Annotated in this window: 2 protein-coding genes; both read right to left on the bottom strand. The window is 45.5% G+C overall.

What is annotated here, in order from left to right; translation table 11 throughout:
* Positions 1 to 78 precede the first annotated feature (78 nt).
* The gene (locus tag EDD74_RS15285; RefSeq protein ID WP_242990203.1) at positions 79 to 942 is read right to left on the bottom strand and encodes an IS3 family transposase; all 864 of its coding nucleotides are present in this window, start codon (positions 940 to 942) and stop codon (positions 79 to 81) included.
* A 23-nt stretch (positions 943 to 965) separates the two neighbouring features.
* Positions 966 to 1,664, bottom strand: a complete 699-nt coding sequence (locus EDD74_RS15280; RefSeq protein WP_207658010.1) for a helix-turn-helix domain-containing protein — start codon at positions 1,662 to 1,664, stop codon at positions 966 to 968.
* Positions 1,665 to 1,727: the final 63 nt, after the last annotated feature.

The raw sequence follows: 1,727 nt of genomic DNA, 5'->3' as shown, positions 1-1,727 counted from the left end.
TGAACTGCTCCCCGTCAAGAGGACAGAGAAAAAATATAAAATTTCCCCGGCCAGCAGCTAAATGTTGCTGGCCGCTTTTTATGCAGCAAGGCACAACTTGTGTTTTTCTATCGGCGTCAGCACGCCCAAGTTACGCTGGACTCTTCTGGTGTTATAATAACGGATGTAGCACTCAATCATTTGCACGAGTTCCTGTTTGCTAGTGAAACGCTTGCCGTAATAGCGTTCCCGTTTCAAAATGCCCCAGAATCCTTCCATAGGTCCATTGTCAATGCAATGAGCCACACGGGACATACTCTGAGTCATTCCAGCCTGTACGAGTTTGTGGTGGAAGGTTCTGCCTGTGTATTGGAAACCTCTATCGCTGTGGAACAGCGGGTGGGCATTTGGATTCGCCTTAACAGCTTTGTCAAAGGTTTTGTAAACGAGTGGATTATCATTGTGCTCACTGAGCACATAGGACACGATGCGCCGGTCACAAAGATCCAGAATGGCACTTAGATAGAGTTTATGTACTTCCATGCCATCATACCATTTGAACTCTGTCACATCAGTAAGCCATTTCTCATTCGGCTTCTCCGCATAGAATTGGCGATTCAGCAGATTTTCAGCAAGATACTGAGGGTTCTTTGCCCGCCTTGTGCAGCCGTGGTTATTGTACTTCACAGTGGATCTTATATCTTTGGCCCGGCAGATGCGCAGCACCCTCTTGTCATTGACATAGATACCATGGTCATGACGCAGATCGTCATTCAGTCTCCGGTAACCTTTATCCGGACTTTCTGAATGGATTTTCTCAATCTTGTCGGCCAACTGTTCGTTCTCCATTACTCTGTGGCTTAGCTTTCCGGAAGCCCATTTGTAGTAAGCAGAACGGGCTACATGGAGAAGGTCACAGGCTGTCTCAACAGCAAACCCTTGTTCTTCATGACACTCTCGAATGGCTATATAAGTATGTCGTTGTCTTACTTCTGAAAGGCATCCCTCCTCTCTACTTCGTCCAATTTTTTTAACAGTGCATTCTCCATTTCCGCCAGATACAGTTTGTGTTTGAGCTGCTCAATCTCAATTTGCGCCTGTTCCAGCTCGGTACGGGGAGTTTGGTCCTTCTTGCGCTGTCCACGCCGGTCCTGTAATCCTGCTTCTCCCATCTGCTCAAAACGAAGTGTCCAAGTACGAACTCGTTGGTAACTTACCTGGTATTTTAAGGCTATTTCCCCGTAGTTTTTCCCTGTAGCGATACATTCCCTGGCTATTTGAACTCGTTCATCAAATGTGGTTTCTCGTCCTTGCTTCATATAACTTCCTCCTCCAGAAAACTTTGTGGAATTGAAATCTCCATGAGCATTATACACCTTTATCCAGTTGCTGAGTTGACGATCATTTCGCAACTTATATTTTTGGCTGATTTCTTTGAGACTGCCCGCTCCAGATAAATATTCCAGCACCGCCTTTAACTTTAGTTCTGGCGGATAGACTCGATTTTTTTGATATGGTAAAAATCCAGCCGCCCCTTCTGCCTCATACCGTGCGCTCCATCTATAAATTGTCGTTGTCCCAACCCCTGCATCCCGAGCCGCCTGAACTAAGCTTATTTCCCCTTGCCGGTACTTCTTGATAATCTCGACTTTTTCTTCTGTGTTTAGTTTACCTTTTTGTGACATAGAATTGCTCCCTTCATGATGACAGTTTGTTTTTTCACTGTCTCTCATAAAGGGAGCATATCA

This window comes from Faecalimonas umbilicata, assembly GCF_004346095.1.
Taxonomy (GTDB): Bacteria; Bacillota; Clostridia; order Lachnospirales; family Lachnospiraceae; genus Faecalimonas; species Faecalimonas umbilicata.
Note: the sequence above shows the minus strand (reverse complement) of the source record. Positions and strands in the feature narration are given on the sequence as shown.